19 protein-coding genes are annotated in these 19265 nt (G+C 58.7%); 4 read left to right on the top strand and 15 right to left on the bottom strand.

What is annotated here, in order from left to right:
• Positions 1–70 precede the first annotated feature (70 nt).
• On the bottom strand, positions 71–670 hold the full coding sequence (locus LOY28_RS23330; protein ID WP_064619918.1) for a short chain dehydrogenase: 600 nt from the start codon (positions 668–670) through the stop codon (positions 71–73).
• A 106-nt stretch (positions 671–776) separates the two neighbouring features.
• On the opposite strand from LOY28_RS23330, the gene LOY28_RS23325 reads away from it, so the two are divergent.
• Positions 777–1691 carry a LysR family transcriptional regulator gene (locus tag LOY28_RS23325; protein ID WP_258612612.1) on the top strand — a complete coding sequence of 305 codons (915 nt, stop codon included), beginning with the start codon at positions 777–779 and terminating at the stop codon, positions 1689–1691.
• 41 nt (positions 1692–1732) lie between these two features.
• Here LOY28_RS23325 and LOY28_RS23320 read toward each other — a convergent pair whose 3' ends face one another.
• The 11 genes from LOY28_RS23320 to LOY28_RS23270 all read right to left on the bottom strand — a co-directional run bounded on the left by LOY28_RS23320 (position 1733) and on the right by LOY28_RS23270 (position 10672).
• Positions 1733–2212, bottom strand: a complete 480-nt coding sequence (locus LOY28_RS23320) for a DoxX family protein (protein WP_018926902.1) — start codon at positions 2210–2212, stop codon at positions 1733–1735.
• Positions 2209–2970 (bottom strand): DUF2063 domain-containing protein, encoded by a 762-nt coding sequence (locus LOY28_RS23315; RefSeq protein WP_258612611.1) that lies wholly within the window; start codon positions 2968–2970, stop codon positions 2209–2211. The genes LOY28_RS23320 and LOY28_RS23315 overlap by 4 nt, the downstream gene beginning before the upstream one ends.
• Entirely contained in the window at positions 2967–3821 is an 855-nt protein-coding gene (locus tag LOY28_RS23310; protein WP_258612610.1) for a DUF692 domain-containing protein, read from the bottom strand. The genes LOY28_RS23315 and LOY28_RS23310 overlap by 4 nt, the downstream gene beginning before the upstream one ends.
• A gap of 26 nt (positions 3822–3847) precedes the next feature.
• Positions 3848–4153: a DUF2282 domain-containing protein gene (locus tag LOY28_RS23305; protein ID WP_018926899.1), complete on the bottom strand. Its 306-nt coding sequence runs from the start codon at positions 4151–4153 to the stop codon at positions 3848–3850.
• A gap of 216 nt (positions 4154–4369) precedes the next feature.
• On the bottom strand, positions 4370–5062 hold the full coding sequence (locus LOY28_RS23300) for an RES family NAD+ phosphorylase (protein WP_026345678.1): 693 nt from the start codon (positions 5060–5062) through the stop codon (positions 4370–4372).
• Positions 5056–5460 (bottom strand): antitoxin Xre-like helix-turn-helix domain-containing protein, encoded by a 405-nt coding sequence (locus tag LOY28_RS23295; protein ID WP_019647893.1) that lies wholly within the window; start codon positions 5458–5460, stop codon positions 5056–5058. The genes LOY28_RS23300 and LOY28_RS23295 overlap by 7 nt, the downstream gene beginning before the upstream one ends.
• A gap of 214 nt (positions 5461–5674) precedes the next feature.
• Positions 5675–6376, bottom strand: a complete 702-nt coding sequence (locus LOY28_RS23290) for an ABC transporter ATP-binding protein (RefSeq protein ID WP_018926896.1) — start codon at positions 6374–6376, stop codon at positions 5675–5677.
• Complete coding sequence (gene livG / locus LOY28_RS23285) at positions 6377–7144, bottom strand: high-affinity branched-chain amino acid ABC transporter ATP-binding protein LivG (RefSeq protein WP_018926895.1); 768 nt, start codon at positions 7142–7144, stop codon at positions 6377–6379.
• A complete protein-coding gene (locus tag LOY28_RS23280; protein WP_018926894.1) occupies positions 7141–8397 on the bottom strand; it encodes a high-affinity branched-chain amino acid ABC transporter permease LivM in 1257 nt (418 codons plus the stop codon). Before LOY28_RS23280 ends, livG begins: the two co-directional genes overlap by 4 nt.
• A complete protein-coding gene (gene livH, locus LOY28_RS23275) occupies positions 8394–9317 on the bottom strand; it encodes a high-affinity branched-chain amino acid ABC transporter permease LivH (RefSeq protein ID WP_018926893.1) in 924 nt (307 codons plus the stop codon). Before livH ends, LOY28_RS23280 begins: the two co-directional genes overlap by 4 nt.
• 227 nt (positions 9318–9544) lie before the next feature.
• On the bottom strand, positions 9545–10672 hold the full coding sequence (locus tag LOY28_RS23270; RefSeq protein WP_019580926.1) for a branched-chain amino acid ABC transporter substrate-binding protein: 1128 nt from the start codon (positions 10670–10672) through the stop codon (positions 9545–9547).
• A 350-nt stretch (positions 10673–11022) separates the two neighbouring features.
• On the opposite strand from LOY28_RS23270, the gene LOY28_RS23265 reads away from it, so the two are divergent.
• A complete protein-coding gene (locus LOY28_RS23265; protein ID WP_026286481.1) occupies positions 11023–11328 on the top strand; it encodes a DUF2288 domain-containing protein in 306 nt (101 codons plus the stop codon).
• 314 nt (positions 11329–11642) lie between these two features.
• Here LOY28_RS23265 and LOY28_RS23260 read toward each other — a convergent pair whose 3' ends face one another.
• Entirely contained in the window at positions 11643–13841 is a 2199-nt protein-coding gene (locus tag LOY28_RS23260; protein WP_018926890.1) for a hypothetical protein, read from the bottom strand.
• Between the two features lie 197 nt (positions 13842–14038).
• Here LOY28_RS23260 and LOY28_RS23255 point away from each other — a divergent pair, with 197 nt between their 5' ends.
• Positions 14039–14935, top strand: coding sequence for an NAD(P)-dependent oxidoreductase (locus tag LOY28_RS23255; protein WP_168206183.1), 897 nt, complete (start codon positions 14039–14041; stop codon positions 14933–14935).
• Here the strand turns inward: LOY28_RS23255 and LOY28_RS23250 are convergent.
• On the bottom strand, positions 14826–17102 hold the full coding sequence (locus LOY28_RS23250) for a bifunctional diguanylate cyclase/phosphodiesterase (RefSeq protein ID WP_258612609.1): 2277 nt from the start codon (positions 17100–17102) through the stop codon (positions 14826–14828). The genes LOY28_RS23255 and LOY28_RS23250 overlap by 110 nt on opposite strands.
• Before the next feature lie 148 nt (positions 17103–17250).
• Positions 17251–17616 (bottom strand): YkgJ family cysteine cluster protein, encoded by a 366-nt coding sequence (locus LOY28_RS23245; protein WP_018926887.1) that lies wholly within the window; start codon positions 17614–17616, stop codon positions 17251–17253.
• A 262-nt stretch (positions 17617–17878) separates the two neighbouring features.
• On the opposite strand from LOY28_RS23245, the gene LOY28_RS23240 reads away from it, so the two are divergent.
• The gene (locus tag LOY28_RS23240) at positions 17879–19246 is read left to right on the top strand and encodes an MFS transporter (RefSeq protein WP_258614502.1); all 1368 of its coding nucleotides are present in this window, start codon (positions 17879–17881) and stop codon (positions 19244–19246) included.
• Positions 19247–19265: the final 19 nt, after the last annotated feature.

Genomic DNA, 19265 nt, shown 5'->3' with positions numbered 1-19265 from the left:
GCCACGTTACTCAGCCTGACCGTTCATCACAACCCTGCGATGTTCTCGCTTTCCTGTGTGCGAGTCTGGTTTAGCCGACGCGGTAGGTCTGGCCGGTCTGCAGGCCTTCCACGCTTTTGGCGTAGGCCAGCGCCACGTCGGCCGCGGGAACCGGTTTGAAACCACGGAAGTACGGCGCATAGCTGCCCATGGCTTCGACCAGCACGTTCGGGCTGACCGAGTTGATGCGCAGACCGCGTGGCAGTTCGATCGCCGCCGCACGGACGAAGGCGTCTAGGGCACCGTTGACCAGGGCCGCGGAGCTGCCGGTACGAATCGGATCGTGGCTGAGGATGCCGGTGGTGAAGGTGAAAGACGCACCGTCATTGGCGAATTCCCGGCCGATCAGCAGCAGGTTGACCTGGCCCATCAGCTTGTCCCGCAAGCCGAGTTCGAAGTCTTGTGCGGTCATGGTGGCCAGCGGCACGAAGTTGACACTGCCGGCGGCGCAGATCAGTGCATCGAAGTTGCCGGTCTGTTCGAACAGTTTGCGGATCGAGGCGCTGTCACTGATGTCGACCTGGAAATCACCGCTTTTACGGCCGATACGGACGATTTTGTGGCGCTGGGACAGTTCATGGTCAATGGCCGAACCGACGGTGCCGGAGGCGCCAATCAACAGAATTTTCATCGTGCAGTTCCTCAAGTGGGTTGGATTTAAAGTTAAGTCTAGTGTGGTTTTTTTTATAAATAAGCGTGCTAATGGGCAACCTTTGGTTTTCAAATGGAAACAATCCATGAGTGAAATGGACGATCTGGCGGCGTTCGCGGTATTGATCGAGGCGGGCAGTTTCACCCTGGCCGCCCAGCAACTGGGGTGCAGCAAGGGGCAACTCTCCAAGCGCATCAGCCTGCTGGAAACGCGCTTTGGCGTGGTGTTGCTGCAACGCACCACACGTCGCTTGAGCCTGACGGCGGCGGGTGCGGCGTTGTTGCCGCAAGCCCAGGCGCTGGTGGTGCAGGTGGAGCGTGCGCGTCAGGCATTGGCACGGCTGAAAGACGACATGGCCGGCCCGGTGCGGATGACGGTGCCGGTTTCATTGGGGGAAACGTTCTTTGATGGCGCACTGCTGGAATTTTCCCGGCAGTACCCCGAGGTGCAGATCGAGCTGGAACTCAACAACCACTACCGCGACTTGTCCCGGGACGGTTTCGACCTGGCGATCCGCTCGGAAGTGGCCAACGACGAACGTCTGGTGGCCCGACCGTTGCTGGCCTGGCACGAAATGACCTGTGCCAGCCCCGCGTATCTTGAGCGATTCGGTGAGCCGCTGACGCCACAGGCCTTGGCCGAACACCGTTGTCTTCTCAACAGCCATTACAGCGGTCGCGAAGAATGGCTCTATCACCAACAGCACGAGTTAACGCGGGTGCGAGTGTCAGGGCCGTTCGCCAGCAACCATTACAACCTCTTGAAGAAAGCTGCACTGACCAGTGCCGGCATTGCGCGTTTGCCGTCCTATCTGTTGCAAGAGGAATTGGCTGATGGACGTTTACGCTGGCTCCTGCGTGATTATCAGACCCGCAGCATGCCGATGTATCTGGTGCATCCGTATCAGGGCGGTTTGCCGAAGCGTACCCAAGTGCTGGCAGACTATTTGATCGGTTGGTTCAAGCGCAGTGGTGAGGCGTTGGATCGGCTTCAACGATAACGTCTCACCACACAACCTTTATGGGAGTTCTGAGGTTGGTATCAGCGGGCGTAACGCCGGGCAAGCAGGTGATCGATCGACAACTTGCCAGGTCCAGTCGCCATCAAGTACAGCAACACCGCCGCCCAGGTGCCGTGGGTCGGATACGCATCGGGGTACACGAACAGTTGAATGGTCAGGGTCATGCCCAGCAGCGCCAGGGCCGAAAAGCGCGTGGCGAAGCCGATCAGGATCAGTATCGGAAAGAAATGCTCGGCGAAGGCCGCCAGGTGCGCCGCCAGTTCCGGGGAGAGCAACGGCAGGTGATATTCGCTCTGGAATAACGGAATGGTCGAGTCCGCCAGCCTTGGCACACCGAGTTCAAAGGTGCCGTCGATCAAGTCGATGGCCAAGCCTTCCACCTTGGTTTGCCCGGACTTCCAGAACACCGCGGCAATGGAAAAACGCGCGATAAAGGCGATCAGGCTGTGGGGGATTTTTTCCAGCAGCGTGATGGCGCGGGTAATGGGGTTTGTGTTCATGGCGATACCTGGTTGTGGTGTAAATGAGTGATGGCGTTGTGGCTGATCAGCAGCGCCAGGGTTTGGCTGAGATCGAAGGCCGGCGCGTTTTCCAGCGCTTGGCTCAGGGGCTGGCCGAGTTGCAGGCTCTGAATGAAGATTCTGGCGCCGTGGTCGATGGCGAAGACCTCAACCTCCAGTTCGTTACGCAGCACCAGCGCGTTTTGCCCGTGGCCGAGGTCGATCCCGGCCAGCGTCGCGTCCTGTTGATGCGCCGCCCAGATTGCGACCACGGCGAAGGCTGAAGTCAGCAGATTGAGCGAGGGATGAAGCCCAAGCGTCAGCTCGCTCAATGCCTGTGGGTCCGACAGCACGGCGGCGATTTGCTCATGGCCCAAAGGCTGCGCATCAGCGGCGTGATAGGCCTGAACGCGCAAGCGCTCCAGCCGCGCCACATCGGCCAGATAAGGCACGCTGGCTGCCGGTTCAAAATTGTCGATGAACTCGGCGAAGTCCTTGCCGTAGTCGTTGATGAGCGGGCTTTGCGGTGGGCAACTTTGCACATACAACCCTGCCATCGCCCGGAAAAATTCATCACCGACCAACTGCATAACCACCGGATAGCTGTCGGCCAAGGCGTTGATCAGCGAGCTCTGCACATTGTTGCGATACACCGCGAAACGGCTGGCCGGATCGGCACCGTTGGCACTGAACACGCCCTCGGGGCAGGGCCGTTGCGGATCGAGCAGGGCGGCGGAAAAAGCGGCTTGAGTGCTCATGGCCGGCTCCCTGCGCGGTGCAGCAACTCATCGGCATGACGGGCTTCGGCGTGCAACACACTGAAGGCCGGTAACCGGTTGTCGCGTTCGATCAACGTGGCGATCGGGCCGACCCGCTCCAGCACCTGCGAGTACAGCGCCCACACCGCGTTATCGACGGGCGCACCGTGATCGTCGATCAGTAGTCGGTCACCAAGGCTGTCGGTGTCTTCGGCAAACCCCGCCAGATGAATCTCTCCCACCGCGTGCAGCGGCAGGGCGTCGATGTAGGCCAGCGGATCTTTTTGGTGATTGGTGCAGGAAACGTAAACGTTGTTGACGTCCAGCAGCAGGCCGCAGCCGGTGCGGTGAATGACTTCACCGATGAAGTCGGCTTCATCGATTGTCGAGTTCTGGAACGCCAGGTATGTCGCCGGGTTTTCCAGCAGCATCGGGCGTTTGAGGGTGTTCTGTACCTGATCGATGTGCTCGCAGACACGGTTCAGCGTCGGCGCATCGTAGGCCAGGGGCAGCAGGTCATTGAGAAACACCGGGCCATGGCTGGACCAGGCCAGGTGTTCGGAAAAGGAGTGGGGTTGATAGCGCTCGATCAGCGCGGCCAGCCTTTGCAGGTGCTGACCATCCAGCGGACCTTCGGCACCGATGGACAGGCCAACACCGTGCAGCGACAGCGGATACTGCTCACGGATCAATCCCAGAAAATGATGAAACGGGCCGCCGGCCACCATGTAGTTTTCGGCGTGGACTTCGAAGAAACCGATGTCCGGTTGTGCACCGAGCACTTCACGAAAGTGCTCGGTCTTGAGCCCCAGCCCGGAGCGGGGCGGGAGCCCGGAGAATGAATGGTTCATGGTCGACACTCTGGCTGGGGGACTGATTACGACTTGGCTTTGTAGGCTTCCATCTGGCCGAAACCGGTTGGCGAGGTCTTGCTCATTGTGGTGGCGCAGGTGCCCTTGGGGACGAGCTTCCAGGCGTTGGCCTGGTAGTCGGTTTTGGCGGTGCCAGCGCAAGTGGTACCAGCACCAGCGGCGCAATCGTTATGACCTTTCATGGCCACGCCGAAGCATTTTTCCATGTTGGCGTCAGCGGCATGGGCCGTGGAGACCGCGGCGATGCTCAGGGCAGAACCAAGTGCCAGAACCAGGGCGGTGGCGGACAGGGTGCGGGTGGTAGCAGTCATGATGTTTCTCCGAAATTGAGCTTGGTATGGCAAGCGTTTGTGCTTGCTTACCGCTCTAGAGAAACGACAGGGCGGGGTGTTACAGCTGACTGCAGATTTTTTTCAAAAATCCTCAAAACACCATCAATCCCCTGTGGGAGGGCGCGCGATAGCGTCATGACATTTAGCATTGATGCTGACTGACAACGGATTCGTGCTATCGCGCCGATAAGACAGTCATGCAATGCTGATTTTATTAACGCTAGTGATCTGACCGTTCCAGATCATCTCGTAGTGGGCTGTTTGAATGACTGATGAGACTGGTCTGGGAGTCATCAGCGCCCAGCAGTAGTTGCCATGCATACGCACGGAGTTGTATCGCAGGCCAAGGCCCCCTGCATCCTTGACTGCCTTACCCAAGCGATGTGAGTGCGTGTAGTCGACGGGATCGTAGATAGGATCGTGCATCGGAATGGATACGGCATCCCTCATTGCTTCGTCAACGAAAGTGCAGGATAACCCCCGGAAAACAAACCTCTCGTAATTGAGACTCTGGACATTCGACCAATACTGATTTTGGTGATGCTGTACCTCAGCCAGAGCAGTTTCCATCGAGGCAGCCAAGTACAACACGCCGAAACTGCCATCGCTGAAACGCGAGCCAGTTGGGTTGACGTGGGTGAAAGGGGCTGTCGCATAAGAGCATCCAGGGATGCCAAAGGGAATTTCCGCACGCGGTATCAGCTCAAGCCGACCTACCTCATTTTGCAGCCTCGGATTTGTGAGGGCCTGTATCTGATACAGAACATCAAATTCGTTCGCGTCCGCCACGTCGTCAAACAACGCAATGGGCGGAAACTTTGAATTGATCAATCGGTAGGCCTGCAACTGCTCACCGGCCAATACTGGCAACTGGCTCACCATTACCATTGTGCGCCTCGCAGCACGTCGATCCGCCGAAACGTCTCGTACAAGGAAATCATATCCCCCTGGGACATGATTTCGAGCGGGGTACGCCCGTTGAAGAACTCGTTTTCGTTCGCCATCGTCGGAAAACCATAGACGTTCTCAGGGTTATCAAAGACAAGACGCAGAGCGGCATGGATGTTGAGAATAAAACTGATGCGCTGCATCTGGTCTGAATCCAGGTTTACGGACCAATCGGGATCGCGTTGCTTTGCCCGTGAGTACGTACTGCGGGAAATGCGCAGGATACGACAGGCCTGATCGCCCGATGCCTGCCACTTTTCGAGTATGCCTACAGCTGCTCGCAAACCAGTCACGCACTGGTCTTTGGTGAATCCTTGTGCCTGGGAGGTTGCTGTCATGTTGATCACTTGTTGTTTGTCTGTAGATACAAATATATGCAAGATGACTCTATAGATCAATGACGTTTATGAGGCGGGGCTCCTCCGACAGGGCTTCTTCTTTATCATTCAGGTTGTGCTAAAGATACACAGCCCCGTAGGAGCGGCCTTCGGTGAGGTTTGTGCCAGGCACAAAAAAACGGCCCGAAGGCCGTTTTTTGTTTACCGCAAAGGCTTAACCGCCGAGGTACGCTTCGCGTACTTTCGGGTCGGTCAACAGCGCTTCACCGGTCCCGCTCATCACCACCCGGCCGTTTTCCAGCACGTAGGCACGGTCGGCGATTTTCAGGGCCTGGTTGGCGTTCTGCTCCACCAGGAACACCGTCACACCGTCCTTACGCAGTTGTTCGATGATGTCGAAGATCTGCTGGATGATGATCGGTGCCAGGCCCAGCGATGGCTCGTCAAGCAGCAGCAGCTTGGGCTTGCTCATCAGCGCGCGGCCGATGGCGAGCATTTGCTGTTCGCCGCCGGACATGGTGCCGCCGCGTTGGGCAAAGCGTTCTTTCAGGCGTGGGAAAAGTCCCAGAACCTTGTCCATCTGTTCCTGATAATCGCCCTTGTCGGTGAAGAACCCGCCCATGGCGAGGTTTTCTTCCACGGTCAGGCGGGCAAACACCCGACGGCCTTCCGGAACCACGGCGATGCTTTTACGCATGATCTGCGACGAGTCCTGGCCGACGAGCTCTTCGCCCATGTAGCGGATGCTGCCGCTGTGGGCTTGCGGCGAACCGCAGAGGGTCATCAGCAGGGTCGACTTGCCGGCACCGTTGGCGCCGATCAGGGTCACGATCTCGCCCTGGCGGACTTCGACGTTGACGCTGTGCAGCGCCTGGATCTTGCCGTAGAAGGTGGAAACGTTTTCGAACTGCAGCATTTACGCTTCCCCCAGGTAGGCTTTGATCACTTCAGGATTGTCGCGGATCTGCTCCGGCGTGCCGTTGGCCAACGGTGTGCCCTGGTTGATCACGAAGATATGGTCGGAAATGCTCATGACCAGTTTCATGTCGTGTTCGATCAACAGCACCGTCACATTATGCTCTTCACGCAGGGTGCCGATCAGCGCCTTGAGGTCGTCGGTTTCCCGCGGGTTGAGGCCGGCGGCCGGTTCGTCGAGCATGAGGATGCTTGGACGGGTCATCATGCAGCGGGCGATTTCCAGGCGGCGCTGCTGACCATAAGCCAGGGTGCCGGCCGGGCGGTTGGCGAACTCCTTGAGGTTGACCTTTTCCAGCCAGAACTCGGCGTATTCCATCGCCTCGCGTTCGCTGCGGCGAAACGCCGGGGTCTTGAACAGGCCTGCCAGGAAGTTGGTGTTCAGGTGCCGGTGCTGAGCAATCAGCAGGTTTTCCACGGCGGTCATGTCCTTGAACAGCCGCACGTTCTGGAAAGTCCGCACCACGCCTTTGCCGGCGATCTTGTGGCCGGGCAGGCCTTCGATCGCTTCACCGTTGAGCTGGATAGTGCCGGCGGTGGGTTTGTAGAACCCGGTCAGGCAGTTGAATACAGTGGTCTTGCCGGCGCCGTTGGGACCGATCATCGAGACCACTTGTTTCTCTTTGACGCTCAAGGCTACGCCGTTGACCGCCAACAGGCCGCCGAAGCGCATGCTCAGGCCATCTACTTTCAGGATCTCTCTGCTCATTTACGCAGCTCCATGTGAGGACGTTGCATGGGCAGCAGACCTTGAGGACGCCAGATCATCATCAGCACCATCAAGGCGCCGAACATCAACATGCGGTATTCGCTGAAGTCACGCATCAGTTCGGGCAACAGGATCATCACGACAGCCGCGAGAACCACGCCCAACTGCGAGCCCATGCCGCCCAACACCACGATGGCGAGGATGGTGGCCGACTCGATGAAGGTGAACGACTCCGGCGTGACCAGCCCTTGGCGCGCGGCGAAGAAGCTACCGGCGAAACCAGCGAAGCAGGCACCCAGGGTGAAGGCCGACAGCTTGATCACGGTCGGGTTCAGGCCCAGGGCACGGCAGGCGATTTCGTCTTCGCGCAAGGCTTCCCAGGCACGGCCGATCGGCATGCGCAGCAGGCGGTTGATCACGAACAGCGCGAACAGTGCCAGCAACAGCGCCACCAGGTAGAGGAAAACCACCTTGCTGACCGGGTTGTATGTCAGGCCGAAGAACTCGTGGAAGGTCTGCATGCCTTCGGCGGCCGTTCTTTCGAAGGTCAGGCCGAACAGCGACGGTTTGGGAATGTTGCTGATGCCGTTCGGTCCGCCGGTGAGGCCCGTCAGGTTACGCAGGAACAGACGGATGATCTCACCGAAGCCCAGGGTCACGATCGCCAGATAGTCACCGCGCAGGCGCAGCACCGGGAAACCGAGCAGGAAGCCGAATGTGGCCGCCATCAGGCCGGCGATCGGCAGGCAGATCCAGAAGCTCAGCCCGTAGTAGTGCGACAGCAGCGCATAGCTGTAGGCACCCACGGCGTAGAAGCCGACGTAACCGAGGTCGAGCAGGCCGGCCAGACCGACCACGATGTTCAGACCCAGGCCGAGCAGCACGTAGATCAGGATCAGCGTGGCGATGTCCACCGCACCGCGTGAACCGAAGAACGGCCAGACCAGTGCCACGACGATCAACGCCATGATGATCCAGCGCTGGGTGGTCGGCAGGGTCAGGAAGTGGCTCGCGCTGGCCGGGATCAGTTTGCCCTTGGGCACGGAGCTCATGGCCGCCGAGTATTCGCGGTCGAACAGCACACGCAGGAACATCAACACCGAGCAGGTGGCGATGATGATCAGCGTGGAGGTGCTGGCGCCTTCCACTTCGAGGTTGATCCCGGCGATGGACAGTTTCAGGCCGAGTACCGGATAGGCCACGGCCCATACCAGCAGGGCGCTGAACAGCGCCTGTTTAAGATTCCTAGTCATACTTTCTCAACCTCCGGACGACCCAGCAGGCCGGTTGGCCGGAATAACAGCACCAGGACCAGAAGGCCGAAAGCCACCACGTCCTTGTACTGGTCACCGAATATATCGGCGCCGAATGCTTCGGCTACCCCCAGCACCAGACCACCGAGCATGGCGCCCGGAATGCTGCCGATGCCACCCAGCACCGCCGCGGTAAAGGCTTTGAGGCCTACCAGGAATCCGGCGTTAGGGTTGATCACGCCGTACTGCATGCTCAACAGTACTGCCGCCACGGCCGCCAGGGCGGCACCGATGACGAAGGTCAGGGCGATGATGTTGTTGGTGTTGATTCCCAGCAGGTTGGCCATCTTGATGTCTTCGGCACAGGCCCGACAGGCGCGTCCCAGACGTGAACGCGAGATGAACTGGGTGAGACAGAGCATCACCACCAGGGTCACCACGAACACCAGGATCTGCATGTAGGAGATCAGCACTTCCTGTGCGCCGCCTGGACCGAAGCTGAAGCTGCCCGGAATCAGGTTAGGGATCGATTTGTCCTTGGAGTCCTGCGAGAGCAGTACGGAGTTCTGCAGGAAGATCGACATGCCGATGGCGGAGATCAGCGGGATCAGACGGTTACTGCCCCGCAGAGGGCGGTAGGCGATCCGTTCGATACTGTAGCCGTAGGCACTGGTCACTACGATGGTCGCCAGGAAAGCGGCGGTCATCAACAACGGCAGAGAATGGATACCCAGCATGGCCAGTCCGGCAAGGACGATGAAGGCCACGTAGGAACCGATCATGTAGACCTCGCCATGGGCGAAGTTAATCATTCCAATAATGCCGTAAACCATTGTGTAGCCAATGGCTATAAGGGCATAGGTGCTGCCAATGGTCATCCCATTAACCAGCTGTTGGAAGAAGTGATAGATCTCAGGCATTACAGCGCTCCTAAAAACCTGATACGCATTTCACTGGTGGAGTCATGTTCCGGCCCGGGCTGTGTGGTCTGTGGCCACCTTCGCACGAGCGTTTGCCAGCGAACCGCTGGTGACGGTTTTAAGATTTTCAGGTAAGCCAACTCCCGGATCGCGGGACACTGACTCATTAATCTCGTAAAACAAAGCCCACTGCTTGCGCAGTGGGCTTTATTAATCATGGAGCTAGCTTACTGAGGGGAAACTTCGGTTTTTGGTTTGCCGAAGTGCCACTCATAGACCACGAATTTGAAGTCTTTCAGGTCGCCCTTGCTGTCGAACGACAGATCACCGGTCGGGGTCTTGAAGGTGCCTTTGTGAATGGCTTCAGCCACCTTGGCGGTGTCTTCGCTCTTGGCAGCCTTGATACCTTCGGCAATCACTTCGACAGCCGAGTAGGCCGGGAACACGAACGGACCGCTTGGGTCCTGCTTCTTGTCGGCAAAGGCTTGTACCAGGGCTTTGTTGGCTGGGTCCTGGTCGAAGGATTTCGGCAGGGTGACCAACAGGCCTTCGGAAGCATTCTGGGCAATTTGCGAGATGGAGTCGTTGCCGACGCCTTCAGGCCCCATGAACTTGGCTTTCAGGCCTTTTTCCTGGGACTGACGCAGGATCAGGCCCAGCTCCGGGTGGTAGCCGCCGTAGTAGACGAAGTCGACGTTGGCTTGCTTGAGCTTCTGGATGATCGAGGAGAAGTCCTTGTCACCGGCGTTGAGGCCTTCGAACACGGCAACCTTGACGCCTTTCTTCTCAAGGGTCTGTTTCACGGCGGTGGCGATGCCTTCACCGTATTGCTGTTTGTCGTGCAGCACGGCAACGATTTTCGGTTTTACGTGATCGGCAATGTAGTTACCGGCGGCAGGGCCCTGGGCGCTGTCCAGGCCGATGGTGCGGAACACCAGCTTGTAACCACGGGTGGTGATGTCCGGGTTGGTGGCGGCCGGGGTGATCATGATCACGCCTTCGTCTTCGTAGATGTCCGAAGCTGGCTGGGTGGAGCTGGAGCACAGGTGGCCGACCACGAATTTCACACCATCGTTGACCACTTTGTTGGCGACGGCCACGGCTTGTTTAGGGTCGCACGCGTCGTCGTATTCCTTGGCTTCGAGCATCTTGCCGTCGACGCCGCCCTTCGCGTTGATCTGCTCGATGGCCATCTTGGCGCCGATGAACTGCATGTCGCCGTATTGAGTGACCGGGCCGGTTTTAGGGCCGGCGATGCCGATCTTGATGGTGTCGGCGGCGAACGAATGGCTGGCAACCCCGGCCAGAACCATAGCGGCAAACAGTTTTGAAATCTGCTTAGTAGCCTTAGTCATAGTGCTCCACTCTTACTGTTGTAGTTTTTATAGTCCTGGCGCCGTAGCAGCAGAACCGGGTCAGATATCGTCGATATCCTCCGGAAAATGCCCCCGGCAACTGTACCGGTACAGTGTAGAGCGCCGATTGTTAGCCTGGGAAGCTGGCGCCAGGGGGCAAAACCTGAGGGTGTCGCTTTGTTGAAAGAAAAAGACAGAATCGCGGCAGGATGTTAGCTGGCTAATACTTGAAGCAGCAGCATTCCCTGGCTTTCCCGGTTTTTTCAATCGGTAACGCAATTGCATCCGGGTTTTTCTGGCGCAACACCGACGTTATCATTCACATCGATTTCTTTTGCGGACAGGAACCCATGACTCAAGAACCTAGCACCCTCTATGCCAAGCTGCTTGGTGAAACCGCATCTATTACCTGGAAAGAGTTGGAGCCGTTCTTCGCCAAGGGTGCCCTATTGTGGGTCGACCCAGGCCTGGATTTGATTGCTGCGGCGGAGGCGGTGGCGACCGATGAAGGCGAGAAAGTCGCTGCCTGGCTGGCCGCCGACAAGGTCGCCAAGCTGTCTGAAACGCGGGCGCTGGATCTTTTTGAGCGTGATCCGGAGCTGTGGGCCGTGGTTGTTTCGCCGTGGATTATGATCCAGGAAAGGGCGAAGGCTTGAATGCTTGCACCGATTTGGTGCTTTGTTTTGTCGGGCAAAAGTGTGTAGCCGAGTAGCGTGATGGCACGTTGCCGTGGAGAAAGGCCACAGAAAGGCCGGTATAACGGTGACGTAAACGTAACGGGAACAGTTTATTGAGCAGCCGATGGGCTGCTCAATTGTTTCTGGGTGTTGTGATCGTTCCCACGCTCTGCGTGGGAATGCAGCCCGGGACGCTCTGCGCCCCAAAAGCGGACGCGGAGCGTCCATTGAGGCGTTCCCACGCGGAGCGTGGAAACGATCATCACAAGGCTGCGATCGTTAAAGGCTCGACCTCAATAAGCCGTCTTGCCCGTATGGTTATTCAGCGAAATAACCTTGGTCTTGCCAATCCGGTGACGGTAGATCTCGCGCAGGTACTTGATCGCCTTCTTCACGCAATCGCGCGACAAACGAATGTCATTGATCGAGACGAACTTGTCCTTGTCGTTGATCAGCTCGCGGTACTTCTTCTCGTACATCGGTTTGATCGCGTACCAGTTGGTGTCGAGGATCTTCGCCGGGTTTTCGAATTCGTTGAGCAGGTCGTCGATCCGGTCTTCGTCGAAGTCTTCATGGATGATGAAGTCCAGGATCGAGTTATCCAGCGTTTCGTCGAAGCGATACGGATTTTTTGCGAAGCAACGCTTGATGAACGCCACGATCAGCGTCAGGAAGTCGTCCGACAGGCACGGGCTCTTGGCGATCAGGGTGGTCAGCGACAGGTTGGCCGAGGCGCCGATCACCAGTGCATAACGCTTGAGCGTGGTGTTGGGGAACAGGCTGTTGAGGTGAGTCTTCAACCGGTTCAGGTCCATGTAGGACAGTTTGTAGTCTTTAGGCAGGGACACGATCGACACCACCGACGAGCAGTTCTTGAAGAAGTGCAGGTCGTGCAAGGCGGCCGCGTCATAGCCCGAATTCTTGTACTGCTCGAGCGAGGCGCGGTAGCGCTTGGACTCGATTGGCAACAGGCTGATGCCTTCAATCGCCTGAGTGACTTTATTGAAGTGCGGCAGGTCGATGGAACGGAAGAACAGATCGTCGATGTTCAAGCGCTGCGGCTCTTTGTCGAACACCTTGAATTTGTCGCTGCTCGGCGGCGGGGTTTCCGGCACCACGGACTCGGCGTAGGCAATTGCCACCGGGCCGGCCAGGCTCATGAACAGGTCGTTGGCGTCCAGGCGAATGGTTTCGCCGATGTCGATACCGGCGCGACGGAAATAGTTCTGGTCGTAGTCGGTGGTGACCGCCTGCGCCGTCAGAATGTTGAAGATCTGCTGTGAGATGTACTGGTTGGCGTGCTTTTCCATCGCGTTGACGTCGATGTTCTGGATGTTGCCGTCATCGCTTTCTTCGGCATAACGCATGATGTCGTTGGAGATCAGCATCATCGCGTTCCATGGACGGATACGGCCCATGACGCTGGCTTCGCTGCTGTCTTCGTTGGCGAAGTTGTAGGAGAAGTCCCACTCTTCCGACAGGTATTTGCACAGCAGGCGACCGGCGTTGATGTGCAGCGCTTCGGACATTTCACTGCGGTGATCGGAAATGTTCGGCAGTACGCAGATGCCGCTGGTGAAGATCGGCTCGAAGACGAAGGAATGGCCGCTCTTGCCGTCGTGTTCGTCCATCGGCTTGGTGTCGAACGTCTTGTTCATGTACGAGTGCTGCTGGGCCAGGCCGAATTCCGAGGCCATGCCCGAACCGGTACCGCCGCCGGCACTGAAGATCGAGAAGTACAGGCGCGACTGGTTGGCCTTGATCCCGCAGCTGTCGATCAGGTACGAGTGAATCATCTTCCAGTCGGGGCTGGAGAAGCGCTGGGTGTCCTTGTTCAGGATGATCTTGGCCAGGTACTGGCCGAGGATCGGCGCGTTACCGGCGCCACCGGCGTGGACTTCCGACAAGTCCATGATTTTCATTTTGCTGTAGTCGCGCAAAAAGCCGCTTTTTTCGCCCTTGCGCGAGAAACGGATGCGACCGGCGATGTCCTTGTCCAGGTCGCCGAGCATCACCAGCGGTTCCACCAGGAATACCGGTTTGGTGGCCTTGTTCGGCCCCAGGCGCAGGTTGTTGCGAATCCACTGCGCCGGGCTGTAGCCCTTTTCGGCGTAGCGTTTATCCGGCGACGGACGGTCTTCGTTGTTGAATTCGTTGAGGTAGAACTTGCGGGCGTTGTACACCAGCTCCGCCACGTCCAGCGCGATGTTCGAACCGCAGCGGCCCAGGCCGATCAGGCACACCGAGGGGAATTCCTGGTCGTTGTGCTGTTCGTTGTCGCCTTCCAGATGGGGCGGGCGCGGGAACACCAGGTCGCGCAGGCCGTCGAGGTTGTCGAGGATGCGGTCGGTATTGGTTTCGGTGAAGTACAGGTATTGCTGAGTCGACAGCGGACGCGACGGGGGCAATGGCTTCGACGATGAGGGGCTGTTCGCCGCGGGGCTCAGGGTCAGGTCGGATACCGCGGTGGCCGGATTGTTTTTAGAAGTCATTGTGCGCCATATACCTGGACTGGTCGGCTCGGCGACAAGTGTCATCGAGTCATCACGGAATGGGATCTCGCGTCTTTTTTTAGCGCGAATGTAGCCCAAGCGTCAGGGCCTTGGCCTGAACATCGCTCGGGGGAATCCTTTCCTTAACCATGATGAATCGGCCAATATTCGATGATCTTTAATCAAGGGGAGGCTAAATGATGGCAACGTTGCCTGCGCTGGGGTTCGCCGGAATCGGCCTGATGGGTTTGCCGATGTGCCGACGCCTGTTGGCGGCCGGTTACCCGCTGACGGTGTGGAACCGCAACCCGGCCAAGTGTGCAGCGCTGGTCGAGGCTGGTGCGCGGCAAGTGGCGACACCGGCCGAGCTGTGTCAGCACGCCGACGTGGTGATGTTGTGCCTGGCCGATACCGCGGTGGTTCGTGAGGTGGTGTTTGGCGCGGCTGGCGTTGCCGAGGGGGCGAAAAGCGGCCAGTTGCTGGTGGATTTTTCCAGCCTGGAGCCCACCGCAACGCGGGAAATGGCCACAGCACTGGCCAATAAAACCGGGATGGGTTGGCTCGATGCGCCAGTGTCCGGCGGGGTGGTCGGCGCCGAGGCCGGCAGCCTGGCGATCATGGTTGGTGGCGAGGCGGCAGACCTGGCGCGCGTGCGGCCGGTGTTGCTGACCCTTGGCCAGCGCGTGACCCACATGGGCGCGGTCGGCGCGGGGCAGGTGACCAAGGCCTGCAATCAGATGATCGTCGCCTGCAATGCCTTGGTCATTGCTGAAGTGGTGAGCCTGGCCGAGCGCTCCGGGGTCGATGCCAGCCTCATTGCCGAGGCGCTGGCCGGTGGTTTCGCCGATTCAAAACCGTTGCAGATTCTCGCGCCGCAAATGGCCGAAAGCCGTTTCGAGCCCGTGAAATGGCACGTACGTACGTTGCTGAAGGATCTCGATACCGCCGTGAAGTTTTCCCGCGAACAGGGTTCGGCCACGCCGATCAGCGGATTGGCCGCACAACTGATGCGCCTCCATGGGGGGCAGGGGTTCCTGGAAAAGGATCCTTCGACGTTAGTGCAGTTGTACCGTGAGCCAGACTCAACGGATTGACGGCATGCGTGTGCTGGTTGATTTCGGCCAGTACCGGCCGCAACTCAGCCAGCGGCACCGGATGGCTAAGCAGGTAGCCCTGGACGAAATCGCAGCCGTGGCGTTGGAGAAAGTCGTATTGCTCGAGGGTCTCGACGCCTTCGGTGACGACCTGCAAATGCAGGGTGTGGGCCATGACGATAATGGCCTGGACGATTTCCATGTCCTGGGTCGCCTTGGGGATGTCCTGAATGAACGAGCGGTCGATCTTCAGCGTGTTTAATGGCAGGCGCCTGAGGTAGGCCAGGGATGAATAGCCGGTGCCGAAGTCGTCGATCGACAACGAAACGCCAAGGGCGCGAATCTGCCGCAGCAACACCAGGGTATTGGAAATATTGCCCATCAGCGCATTCTCGGTCACCTCCAGCTCCAGTCGCTGGGGCGTCACCCCGTAGATGCGCAGGGCGTGTTCGATTTCATCGGCCAGTTCTTCTCGCGCCAGGTTCAGGGGCGAGCAATTCACTGCGATCTTGAGGTCTTCGCAATCGTGGCGGGACAGTTCGCCCAGGTCTGCGCAGGCTTTGCGCAATACCCAATTGTCCAGTTCGGCGATCAGGCCGTTGGCCTCGGCGATGGCGATGAACCGGTCCGGCGTCAGCAATCCGTGAACCGGGTGTTGCCAGCGGACCAGCGCTTCCAGTTTGGTGACTCGGCCGATTCTCAGGTCATAGATCGGCTGGTAATACAGCATCAACCCGGAGTCTTCGCGCAGGGCGTGACGCAGTTCTTCTTCGAGTTGCAACTCCAGGGTGGCGCGGGCTTTCAGGTTGGAACTGAAAAAGTGCAACCCGTTACGACCGCTGCCCTTGGACTGATACAGCGCCAGGTCGGCGTTCTTCAGCAGTTCTTCGCAGGTTTTGCCGTCTTCCGGAAACAGGCTGATGCCGATGCTGGTGGTCATGACCATGCGCCGTCCGGACAACTCGATGGGGTCCTTCATTTTCAGCATGATGCGCTGGGCCATATGCCGCGCTTCTTCACGGTCGTACAGGTTGATGAGGAGGCAGAATTCGTCGCCTCCGAAACGCGCCACCACGTCTTCGTGGCTGCGCACCGAAGCCTTGATATGGCTGGCGAGGACTTTGAGCAATTCGTCGCCGGCGTCATGGCCAAGGCTGTCGTTGATCCGCTTGAAGTGGTCGATGTCGAGGAATATCACCGCGAGCATGCCGCCCTCGTTGGTTTTTTCGATGAGTTTTTCGGCGAAGAGCTGGTTGAAGCCCCGGCGGTTGAGCAGGTTGGTCAAGGGGTCGTAATGCGCCACCTGTTGCAGCGACATGCGTGCCTGATCCAGTTGACCGAGCAGGGCGTTGACCCGCTGCAGGTCGGACTCCTTATGTTGCAGCTTCTTGTCCGCCAGTGCGGCACTGATGCTGCTGCCGATGATCAACAGCGCCATCACTGCCACTGTCAGCCCCAGTTGCAGGTGATTGTTGTCACCGGGCAGCGGTTGAAGGCTGTCGTCGGGCAGCACCAGGTTGAGCGATGCCATGCCGGTGAAATGCATGCTGACAATGCCGGCCCCGAGCACCAGGCTGGCGGTGTATTTGAGCAGTAGATGATACGCACCGGTGTCATCGCGCAAGTGACTGGAAATCAACAGGGCAGCCAGGCTGGCACCGATGGCGATCACCACGGAGAGCACGAACAGGGCGGGTTGGTAATAGACCTGCGCATTCGATCGCAGTGCGGCCATGCCCACGTAGTGCATGGTCGCGATACCCAGGCCGATCCACACCGCGGCCCGCAGGTATTGCCAGAAATTCAGTTGGGGATGGCTCAGGGTGTACATGGCCAGCCACGAGGCGGTCAGGGCGAACAACAGCGAGATCAGGGTGGTGGGCAGGTGGTAATGGATTTCGATCGGCACCTGGAACGCCAGCATGCTGATGAAGTGCATGGACCAGATACCGCCCGCCAGACACCCGGCGCCGACCCAGCGCCAGAGTCGTTGAGAGGCGGACTTTTCCACATGACCCACCCGCTCGGTCATGTCCAGCGTGGCGAAACCGGCCGTGCAGGCGACCAGATAGGCCAGCAACACCAGAAACGGGTTATGGGTGCAATTGAGTATGACCTGCCCGCTGTCCGGCAGCCCGGTCATGAAATGCAAACCAAGCCACTCCATAGCATGTCCCGTCTGTGAGTCATCTTGGCCTGCGTCATGCGCGCTGGCGAATGCTGGCAGTATAGAGGGCTTACACGGAGCGCAAGGGATGATAGCGCAATGATGTCAAATATTTTTCGAATGGCTTGATTGCGGTCGCTGCCAAGCCTTAGGCGATCTGCTCAAAAGGCGTTTCGAATTCAGGTTGCAGGGCGGGCAGCCCGAATGCGGCCCGTGCCGCATCGCAATCCACGTTCGCCTCGCCATTGGCCCAAGAGGCGTCGAACTCCCGACAAGTGCTGGAGCGCTGATCGTAAATCGAGCACTGCACGGTGCTGCCCACTTCACCCACCAGACCGACACAGCGAACAGGTTTGCAGTCTGTGCCCAGCATGGCCACCCGGCTGGGGCTGATGGACGTGACCAGTTCGTCAGGCACCGTGCCCCCGGCCGAGGTGCATTCACCCCAGAAAAAAGACACGCGGAAATGAGAACAGCAGGCACCGCAATTCAGACACGGACTGGCTTCGGACATGGGCAATGATCAAAGGAGGAATGGGAACGGGGTGGGCAGACAAGGCCGCTATTCTAGGCTTCGCCATGCCGTTGGGAAGGGGGGCGCAGAGGTATTTTTCCAGCCTGCGACTGATGGTGAAAATCCTGGCTTCCTGACAGCACTGATCCCACAGGTTATGTGTGGCGCCATGGGCTGATATCAGCCTTGCGAATAATGACAGACAGCCCTGACGGGCCTGACTAGATTGGAGGTTCCGGGGACAGTGACGGCCCCAACAACAATAAAAAGAGACGGACCCATGCAGAACTCGACCCAAGCGGCGAATGCCTGGCGCATTCTGTTCCTGTTGTTCCTGGCCAACCTGTTCAACTTCTTCGATCGCACCATTCCGGCGATCATCATCGAGCCGATCCGCATGGAATGGCACCTCAGCGACTTTCAGCTGGGGATCATCGGGACTGCATTCACCATCGTCTACGCTATTGCCGGCCTGCCTCTGGGGCGATTGGCCGATACTGGCTCGCGCAGAAAACTGATGGGCTGGGGCCTGGCGGCATGGAGCGGGCTGACCGCGGTCAACGGGTTGGTGGGCAGTTTCTGGAGTTTCCTGATCGTGCGGATGGGCATCGGCATCGGCGAAGCCAGTTACGCGCCGGCTGCCAACTCGCTGATCGGCGACTTGTTCCCGGCGCATCGTCGGGCGAGGGCCATGGGCATTTTCATGCTCGGCTTGCCGCTGGGCCTGCTGCTGGCGTTCTTCACCATTGGTGCGATGGTGAAGGCGTTCGACAGCTGGCGTGCGCCGTTCTTTATCGCGGCGGTGCCGGGGTTGATCCTGGCGGTCTTCATGTTCTTCATCAAAGAGCCGAAACGTGGCGCGGCGGAAAGCGTGCAGGTTTCACAGGAGCGTGTGGACCGGCCGATCCGTCGAGTGCTGGCGGTGCCGACTTTTCTGTGGCTGGTGATGGCGGGGCTTTGTTTCAACTTCGCCACCTATGCCTGCAACTCGTTTCTGGTGCCGATGCTGCAGCGTTATTTTCTGATGCCGTTACAGGACGCGGCGGTGGCGACCGGGGTGATCGTCGGAGTGACCGGGTTGTTCGGCCTGACATTAGGCGGATGGATTGCCGACAAGATTCACCAGCGGGTGGCCAACGGGCGACTGCTGTTCGCCGCGTTCAGCCTGATCATTTCGACGTTGTGCACGGCTTGGGCGCTGCATGCCGGGCGGATCGAGATCGGGGTATTTGTCGCGGTATTCAGCCTGGGGTGGTTATTCGCCTACAACTTCTACACCTGCGTGTACACGGCGATTCAGGACGTGGTCGAACCACGCCTGCGGGCGACGGCGATGGCGTTGTTCTTTGCCGGGTTGTATCTGTTGGGCGGTGGTTTGGGGCCGGTGGTGGTGGGCGGTCTGTCCGATCACTTCGCCCATACCGCGATGCTCTCGGCGGGTGCCGAGCAGATGACCGAGGCATTCAAGGCTGTCGGCCTGCATGACGCGATGTACCTGATCCCGGTGGCGCTGTTTTTCACCATGGTGTTTCTGTTTTTGGCATCGCGGTGTTTTGTGCGGGATGCCAAGCGGATGAAAGAAGGGTTGGTGGCGGTGGTTGAGCCAAAGGGTGCTGCGGTCACGGCCTGAGGATTGATCGTTCCCACGC

It is taken from the genome of Pseudomonas sp. B21-017, from assembly GCF_024749245.1.
Taxonomy (GTDB): Bacteria; Pseudomonadota; Gammaproteobacteria; order Pseudomonadales; family Pseudomonadaceae; genus Aquipseudomonas.
The sequence above is the reverse complement of the archived record's forward strand: the minus strand, read 5'-3'. Positions and strand labels throughout refer to the sequence as shown.

Bases quoted from the DNA above. Each gene is read 5' to 3' on its own strand.
- LOY28_RS23330 (WP_064619918.1), bottom strand. From the start codon at position 670: ATGAAAATTCTGTTGATTGGCGCCTCCGGCACCGTCGGTTCGGCCATT.
- LOY28_RS23325 (WP_258612612.1), top strand. From the start codon at position 777: ATGAGTGAAATGGACGATCTGGCGGCGTTCGCGGTATTGATCGAGGCG.
- LOY28_RS23320 (WP_018926902.1), bottom strand. From the start codon at position 2,212: ATGAACACAAACCCCATTACCCGCGCCATCACGCTGCTGGAAAAAATC.
- LOY28_RS23315 (WP_258612611.1), bottom strand. From the start codon at position 2,970: ATGAGCACTCAAGCCGCTTTTTCCGCCGCCCTGCTCGATCCGCAACGG.
- LOY28_RS23310 (WP_258612610.1), bottom strand. From the start codon at position 3,821: ATGAACCATTCATTCTCCGGGCTCCCGCCCCGCTCCGGGCTGGGGCTC.
- LOY28_RS23305 (WP_018926899.1), bottom strand. From the start codon at position 4,153: ATGACTGCTACCACCCGCACCCTGTCCGCCACCGCCCTGGTTCTGGCA.
- LOY28_RS23300 (WP_026345678.1), bottom strand. From the start codon at position 5,062: ATGGTAATGGTGAGCCAGTTGCCAGTATTGGCCGGTGAGCAGTTGCAG.
- LOY28_RS23295 (WP_019647893.1), bottom strand. From the start codon at position 5,460: ATGACAGCAACCTCCCAGGCACAAGGATTCACCAAAGACCAGTGCGTG.
- LOY28_RS23290 (WP_018926896.1), bottom strand. From the start codon at position 6,376: ATGCTGCAGTTCGAAAACGTTTCCACCTTCTACGGCAAGATCCAGGCG.
- livG (WP_018926895.1), bottom strand. From the start codon at position 7,144: ATGAGCAGAGAGATCCTGAAAGTAGATGGCCTGAGCATGCGCTTCGGC.
- LOY28_RS23280 (WP_018926894.1), bottom strand. From the start codon at position 8,397: ATGACTAGGAATCTTAAACAGGCGCTGTTCAGCGCCCTGCTGGTATGG.
- livH (WP_018926893.1), bottom strand. From the start codon at position 9,317: ATGCCTGAGATCTATCACTTCTTCCAACAGCTGGTTAATGGGATGACC.
- LOY28_RS23270 (WP_019580926.1), bottom strand. From the start codon at position 10,672: ATGACTAAGGCTACTAAGCAGATTTCAAAACTGTTTGCCGCTATGGTT.
- LOY28_RS23265 (WP_026286481.1), top strand. From the start codon at position 11,023: ATGACTCAAGAACCTAGCACCCTCTATGCCAAGCTGCTTGGTGAAACC.
- LOY28_RS23260 (WP_018926890.1), bottom strand. From the start codon at position 13,841: ATGACTTCTAAAAACAATCCGGCCACCGCGGTATCCGACCTGACCCTG.
- LOY28_RS23255 (WP_168206183.1), top strand. From the start codon at position 14,039: ATGATGGCAACGTTGCCTGCGCTGGGGTTCGCCGGAATCGGCCTGATG.
- LOY28_RS23250 (WP_258612609.1), bottom strand. From the start codon at position 17,102: ATGGAGTGGCTTGGTTTGCATTTCATGACCGGGCTGCCGGACAGCGGG.
- LOY28_RS23245 (WP_018926887.1), bottom strand. From the start codon at position 17,616: ATGTCCGAAGCCAGTCCGTGTCTGAATTGCGGTGCCTGCTGTTCTCAT.